Below are 6,610 nucleotides of genomic sequence, written 5' to 3'. Positions count from 1 at the left end.
GAAACCCATCTGCGTCATTGCTGCATCCCCTATATGCCGGTTCACCAAGTCACGATATCGCAGCGCCAAGGTCAGGGCAATTTTTAGAGATGCCCTAAGGTATGTTTGGTAGCTGAAATGATTCGAGCTAGGTATGCGTCAGGGTTGGAGATTTGCTCTGCACTGCCAGCAATCTGGTTTTGGACCATTAGTGTTTTCGCGTAACCTATTGTTGAAATCGCTTTCGTTAGGGTAACCTGAGCTATTCTAAGCATCTTTCCAAACTCGAAGATTATTTGCACCATAGCGCGCTCTGTTCGAGGCGTACTGGGATAGAACTCAGACAGGACTGTCAGACTGTTCCAAAACTCTGTGTTTGAATCTGGCGTAGTTTTTTTTGTATATGATTTTTGTGGTTCTTTGTGCCGGACATTTCGACCGTCTGTGGCGGTCATTGTGGCTGTATCATCAAGGTTCTGTTGTGGCTGATTTATGGTGGTGGTTTTAGATTCTATCGTGGCAACAGGTGCTTGGGTTCCTTCTGTATTGGCCTGATCCACGCCCATGAGAACGTCTGTAAGCTTGTCAATGATTGCGCGGGCTTGCACTAGCGTCGTACTGGCGCGGCGCATGATGTTGCGTGTTCCTTCCAAGAAAGTACTTACGTCTTCGCCTACGGGTAGTCTTAAACATTCCATACGCAGCTTCTGGATATAGGAGCGAAGACCGCGCAGCTCATCGGCTTCCTGACGACGCTTTTGGGCGAGGGCAAAAAGTTCTTCTGCCCGTGCCAGGAGAGGGGAAAGGTCAATGCCGAATGCGCCGATAACCTTCCCGCCGCGATGAATTGGGAACCGTTTCCCGTTAGCACTGTCTTTGCGTTGGATCAGCCCAACTTCTTCTAGGCGTTCTAAATGACGCCTGAGCTGTCGCTCGGTGATCCCCTTGGCTCGAAAGCAAAGTGTATTATTGGACGCGTAGACGGTAAGCAAAGTTAGTGGCGAAATAGGTCTATCGAGACCTGATTTGGAATCTTTGCAAGGGAGGCAGCTGAGTAGAGCATCAATCACCATAACAGAGGCTGCGCGCAGTCCGAGGTCTTTGGAGACGGTGTTGACCGCGGCCATCAAATCTCGCCTCGTGATCGGTCTGAAAGAAGGTTGCTGCTCGATGCTGCCCATTCCCGCAAAGGCAATGGGCTCCTGCAAGGCACAGTTATCCTGCGCCTCGACTGCTGAAGTCGCGACTTGTTCCTGTTTCATATGATTTCAGACGGCAAAATGCGACCGGGCACCGAAATCGGTGTTGCAGTGATTCGTTTTTGGGAGTACCAATATAGTGCTAGTAAATCGGGACCCTCTGGAGAGCTTCACCGCCTTCGGGGGGTTTCTTTTTGCGCGCTTGTCTGCCTCCTTGTTGTTTGCTTCTATCTTTTCCATAGGTTGGCCACGGCCAACCGTAACGAAATCAATGGCTTATCGTTTGTGGATCTGCGCCAGCTTCATGGATTCTTTTTCCACTCGTCGTAGAGTCTCTCAAGGTTGGCTTCGACAAAACCGATGAAGCCTCGTTCTTTCTGTTCCGATACCTCGATCATAAGGCGCTTGCCCTTTGCCTTAAACGAGACCGGCCTGTCCTTTAATCTGGACAGTGGGTTAGGAGAGGCAGCATTTGCCGCCAAACCTACAGCCTTTTTGCTCTTGCCTTCAGCAGCCTGAAGCGCCTCAATGAGAGCGCTCAGCTTTTCAGTTGGCGTACCATTGTCAGGAACCAGCGAGAGCATTTCAGCGTCTGTCACAGCAGTTTCGATCTTGATGAGTCGCCTGAGTTCGAGCCACGGTCGCCGCCCTGCCTCATGAGCAGCGCCAATTGCATAGATCAGCACATCAGGAAGATCGCGCGCTACACTTATCAGCTTGCTGAGGGTTCCCTTGTCGACTGCGAGGACATCTCCGATTTCAGCCCTGGTGAAACCCTGTTCTTCGAGCTTGATTGCGAAGATAGCTTGTTCAATGAAACTTCGTTCGAGGCGAGCGGAGTTTTCTAAGGCTTGAGAGACAAGTGCCTCACGTTGGTCCATTTCCTTGATGTAGGCTTTGACCTTGATCCCAAGCGCCCGACAGGCTGCGATTCTTCTGCGACCATAGACAACTTCGTAGCGAGGGCCGACTCCACGCCGATACCGAAGCAGGGCAGGAAGCTGTTGACCAGAAGTCCGGATCGACTCAATGAGATCGTCAAGCCCCTCGGCCACGTCAAACCTGTCTGCAATTTCGGAATCCGAGATTTCGCTGACATCCACTTCTTGGGCAGCTTGGGCCGAAACTTGAGAGAGCACGTCTGACATGCTTTTCAGCGAGCGAGGGGCTCCTTCGCCGGGCTTCTGGTCGTTCTCCTCGACAGCCGCAGAAGGTTTGGAACCCATTTGCGCTAGGCTTTTGGCAAGTAGATCACGCTTCATTGCTGCCTCCTCGACCCCATGCGGATTGGATCATCTTTTCGATATCGTTTGAGAAGCTGATCACGGATTCCAAGGCGCGATCATAAGTCTTCCGGTTCTTCGAGCCGGCAAGATCCACCTCGAAGATTGTCTTCTGGGACAAGCCAGCTTCGCTTACGGCAGACGACTTAACGAATGGGGACTTGATCACACTGTCACCAAGCAACTGCCTGATCCATTCGGCCAAATCTTGCTGCGTACTTATGGCTGTGTCAAACCGGGTCAGCAGATACGCAAAATTGTCGTAGGCGCCGATCCCTCCGTTGGAATGAAGTACTTCCAAAACACCAGATGCCATGGTGAGAAACTGGCTGGCTGAAGCGAGGTCTACGCGCTCGGGGATAATGGTCATGAGCAGTGAAGTTGATGCGCATACTGCCGACATCGTGAGATATCCAAGCTGAGGGGGGCAGTCGATGAGGATAACATCGTACTCGTCCTCAACCTGGCGTATCGGATCTCGAATCCGATTGAAAAACACCGGCTGCTCACCACGGCTCAATGCCATAGGGGTCTCTGTTTCAAACTCCGAGAGCATGATCCCTCCAGGAACCAAGTCCAGATTGGGAAAGTAGGTCTTACGTAGAACGTCGGTGATCGGGACTCGGGATATTTCGCCGTCGTTGTAGCGGATTGCATCATAGAGCGTTCCGCCCTTACGGAAATCGATCTCGGGCTGATATCCGAAAAAGGTCGTGAGCGAGGCTTGCGGATCTGCGTCGATCAGACACACACGATAGCCGCGTAACGCTAGCCTCATCCCAAGCGTTACGGTCGTTGTCGTTTTGCTCGAGCCGCCTTTGAAGTTAACAGTGGACCAGATTTGCAGTTTGTCGCCCTGACGTCGACCAGGAAGGAACTGGTAGGGGTCTTTAGCGTTCTGTGACAGAATATTGCGGATCTCGAGAATCTTCTCGGCGGTGTAGAGGCGTTTGTTGTTAGAGCCTTGCTCGACATCGGGGATGCGATCGTCGAAGTGAGCTTTTCGCAGATAGCCATCGCTTACACGCAACAACTCTGCCACTTCAGCGGTAGTGAAGCTCCGAAGCGTCTTTTCTTCTTTTGGCGCTAGGAAGAGCTTGGACATGTGTTCAAGGGCTTCGGAAAGCCGGTCTGCGTCTGCTCTTAGTTTATCATGCAGCACTGGATGCATTTTTGTTCGTCCGCCTCACATCGTCCCGTCTGCGTTACTCGATATAGGCTACCGTTCGGAGCATCGGGAAACGCGAAGGACGTATTTTTTCTTCTTTTCACGTTACAGCTATGACGCGAGAAATGGGGAAACTCAAGAAAAAATGTTTGCGGCCGTCTTGTGCTGACGGAGGAGGTAACCACCATATGAAGCGCTGACGTTAAGACAGCGCATCATGACTTCATGCTAAGCAGTTGGTTTAACTAGATTATCTTATACAAGATTTATCCACAGGACAACATTTCACCCCGGCGAGGGTGAGCAGTTGAAACGTCACTACCAGCTTCAGTAACGCAATTCATGCCGCTCTGACCACTTATAGGTTCTTTAGCGCAGCTCTGGCGATTCCTTTGTACAGCCCAAAGTTTGAACGATCTAGTGACTGCTGTATGCCGTATCCCGTTACTTAGAGAGTAAGCCTAGGCGTTGAGCACGCTCCAGCAACATCTTGACCGAAGACGGTTGCCAACTGGTTCGCCCGCGCGGTGTGCGTTCGCGCATCGCTTCTAAGCGGACGCAGATCGCCTGTAGCGTGATATCAGGGTCTGCACCCTTGATGGCGGCGACGATGGCCGGCAGGCGGTCGTCCGTCTCGCGTCGCCCGGCACGGCCAAGAACGGCTTCAGACAGGAAGCCGTCGCGCACGTAGGCCTTCACGGCACGCCGCAGGCGGCTTTGCGTCCAGCGACGCGCTTCGGGCAGGGGGGCATTTACGATGCGCAGCACATCTTCCCAGGCCATGTCTGGGCGCAACCGGCGGACATGTGGCACCCAATCCTGCGCCGTCTCGTTCAGGCGCTCCATATATCCATCCTGGCGCGCCAGACGGACCTTGCGCAACGCTGCAGGATCCTTGGCGCGCAGACCAGGGTTCCCACCGACGCGTCCCTTGTTGCGTGCGCTGGCCAGCCCCGCTTTGGTACGCTCACGGATCAGCGCGCGTTCGAACTCGGCCGCCGCGCCCAGAACCTGCAGGGTAAATTTGCCCTGCGGGGACGCAGTGTCGATTGGGTCCAGCAGCGAGCGAAAGAAGGCCCCCTTGGCTTCCAGCCGTTCGATCACCTCGAGTAGATGGGAGAGTGATCGCGCCAGGCGGTCGATGCGGACTACGACCAGCGTGTCGCCCTTGCCGATCCGCTCCAGCACGCGCGCAAGCACCGGCCGGGCGCGATTGCCGCCCGAGGCTTGCTCTTCGAATATCTCGGCGCAGCTTGCGGATTTCAGGGCCTGCGACTGGGGCAGGGGGGTCTGATCCTCTGTCGAGACGCGTGCATAACCGATTAAAGGCATCAAAACAGGCCGTTTGCAGTTTCATATACCGTCACTAAACGACCGTTTGTAAACGAATGCAAGGTCGCTTTCTGTGGCAATGATTAGCAGAACTATCTTGGTTTCCTTATGCAGAGCATGATCAGAGAGTTCTCGCGGGGCATCGCGCGCACGTGCTATATAAAGCGTGTAGGTGCATCCAAAGAATTCGCTTGGGTAAGACGCAAATACAGCATATTTTGAACATATGAAGATCAAGACCCCAGCAATAATTGATAATTTTGACGAGCCCTCTGGAGACTTCGACGAGGTGGAGGCCACGCCAGAAGACGATCTTTGGTTGTCGCGTTTAGCTCCCGATTTCAATTGAAGCAGTAAGCTGAAACTGAAGCGCTGGAATTTCACCTTAGCGCTTCACCAACGCCTCAAGATTCCTGGTCTTCACAGCCCTGCCGCTTTGGTCAGGTTCACCCGGAACCTGTCGCGCCTGCGCTGGTAGCGCCGGGTCATCTCGGCCGAGGCATGTCCTAGGTGCTTTTGAACATAACGCTCATCAACCTCTGCCGACGAGGCGAGCCCGGCACGCAAGGAATGCCCTGAGAACATTGCCAACCGTTTGGCTTCCGGCAAATCGGATCTGACACCACTCTTAAGAACGGTTGCCTTGATCAGTCTTGCGACGTGCTTGTCGGAAAGGCGCGCCTCGAGGGCGCTTTTGCCGTCCCGCGAGGTGCGCACGAAGACTGGGCCAAAGCCGATCTTGGCAAAGTGTAGCCATTGCTCCAGCGCGTGGACGGGACAGGTCTGGTCGCTTGAGCCGCGCCCGACCTCGACCTCGCGCCACCCGGTCTTGGCGTTAAGCGTGAGCAGCGCGCCTTTGTCGAAGATCTCCAGCCAGCCGCCGGAGTCCGGTGTATCATCCTTGTGTATGTCGAGGTTGACCACCTCCGACCTGCGCAGGCCGCCTGCATAACCCAGAAGCAAGATCGCCCGATCTCGGAGCCCGCGGAGATCGTAGGGCAGGGTGGCCACCATGGCCTGGATATCCTCAGGCAGGATAGCTTCCTTCTGAACCGGCGGGCGCGCATGCTTGCGTTTGATCCCAGCCAGAACAGTGGCGATGTGGCGATCCTTGCGATCAAGAGTGAAGCCGCGCTGCCTATAGTTCCAGGAAAGCCCCGAGAGACGACGCTCGATCGTGGAGACCGAAAGGGCAGGGGTCTTCCCGGTTGGTGCAGCCAGATCAGCCACATAAAGTCCAATCATCTCGGGTGAGGGGGGCAGAGGTTCTGTGCCTTTCAGTCGGCACCAGCGGGTGAAGTGTTTCCAGTCGGCGGCGTAGGCCTTGTTCGTGTTCCCAGCAGTCGAGGCCTCAGCGTAGTCCCGGGCGGTATCGATCAGCCGGTCGAGCGCGCCGGAGCCGGCCACATTGGCGGGCAGGGCGATTGAGGCTCGATCCCGAGAGGTTCTCTCGTCGTGTTCGTCACCGTTCAACGAGTCATAGGACGCTGAGCTCGAAATCTCGGACTCCGACCCGCCCAAACCCTCGATTTTGGTGCTGCTATTTGTGAGACTATGTCGGCCTGCCGGAGTTTCTGAGACTGCGTACCATTTGTTTTCAATATCTTGCCTGTGTCGCATTTCTGAAACCGATTCAGGGTATGTGAGAC

Annotated in this window: 6 protein-coding genes; 1 reads left to right on the top strand and 5 read right to left on the bottom strand. The window is 54.6% G+C overall.

All coding sequences use genetic code 11. From position 1 onward, the window contains the following. Window positions 1-83: 83 nt before the first annotated feature. The 4 genes from ACSSVY_RS22440 to ACSSVY_RS22425 all read right to left on the bottom strand — a co-directional run bounded on the left by ACSSVY_RS22440 (window position 84) and on the right by ACSSVY_RS22425 (window position 4,961). Window positions 84-1,241, bottom strand: coding sequence for a helix-turn-helix domain-containing protein (locus ACSSVY_RS22440; protein WP_121066480.1), 1,158 nt, complete (start codon window positions 1,239-1,241; stop codon window positions 84-86). A gap of 239 nt (window positions 1,242-1,480) precedes the next feature. Next, the gene (gene repB / locus ACSSVY_RS22435) at window positions 1,481-2,440 is read right to left on the bottom strand and encodes a plasmid partitioning protein RepB (RefSeq protein ID WP_009827218.1); all 960 of its coding nucleotides are present in this window, start codon (window positions 2,438-2,440) and stop codon (window positions 1,481-1,483) included. Next, complete coding sequence (gene repA, locus ACSSVY_RS22430; protein ID WP_089852475.1) at window positions 2,430-3,632, bottom strand: plasmid partitioning protein RepA; 1,203 nt, start codon at window positions 3,630-3,632, stop codon at window positions 2,430-2,432. Before repA ends, repB begins: the two co-directional genes overlap by 11 nt. A 441-nt stretch (window positions 3,633-4,073) precedes the next feature. Continuing rightward, window positions 4,074-4,961: a recombinase family protein gene (locus ACSSVY_RS22425; protein ID WP_114273238.1), complete on the bottom strand. Its 888-nt coding sequence runs from the start codon at window positions 4,959-4,961 to the stop codon at window positions 4,074-4,076. A 226-nt stretch (window positions 4,962-5,187) separates the two neighbouring features. On the opposite strand from ACSSVY_RS22425, the gene ACSSVY_RS22420 reads away from it, so the two are divergent. Beyond that, window positions 5,188-5,310, top strand: a complete 123-nt coding sequence (locus ACSSVY_RS22420; protein ID WP_454272243.1) for a hypothetical protein — start codon at window positions 5,188-5,190, stop codon at window positions 5,308-5,310. Window positions 5,311-5,381: 71 nt separating this feature from the next. Here the strand turns inward: ACSSVY_RS22420 and ACSSVY_RS22415 are convergent, their stop codons facing one another. Next, the gene (locus ACSSVY_RS22415) at window positions 5,382-6,434 is read right to left on the bottom strand and encodes a tyrosine-type recombinase/integrase (RefSeq protein ID WP_454272241.1); all 1,053 of its coding nucleotides are present in this window, start codon (window positions 6,432-6,434) and stop codon (window positions 5,382-5,384) included. Between the last annotated feature and the right edge of the window lie 176 nt (window positions 6,435-6,610).

It is taken from the genome of Roseovarius sp. MBR-51 (genome assembly GCF_053628575.1).
The sequence above is the reverse complement of the archived record's forward strand: the minus strand, read 5'-3'. Positions and strand labels throughout refer to the sequence as shown.

What these genes read in the sequence shown, in the direction of transcription:
- ACSSVY_RS22425 (WP_114273238.1), bottom strand. Translation starts at nt 4,961, where the DNA reads ATGCCTTTAATCGGTTATGCACGCGTCTCGACAGAGGATCAGACCCCC.
- repB (WP_009827218.1), bottom strand. Translation starts at nt 2,440, where the DNA reads ATGAAGCGTGATCTACTTGCCAAAAGCCTAGCGCAAATGGGTTCCAAA.
- ACSSVY_RS22440 (WP_121066480.1), bottom strand. Translation starts at nt 1,241, where the DNA reads ATGAAACAGGAACAAGTCGCGACTTCAGCAGTCGAGGCGCAGGATAAC.
- ACSSVY_RS22420 (WP_454272243.1), top strand. Translation starts at nt 5,188, where the DNA reads ATGAAGATCAAGACCCCAGCAATAATTGATAATTTTGACGAGCCCTCT.
- repA (WP_089852475.1), bottom strand. Translation starts at nt 3,632, where the DNA reads ATGCATCCAGTGCTGCATGATAAACTAAGAGCAGACGCAGACCGGCTT.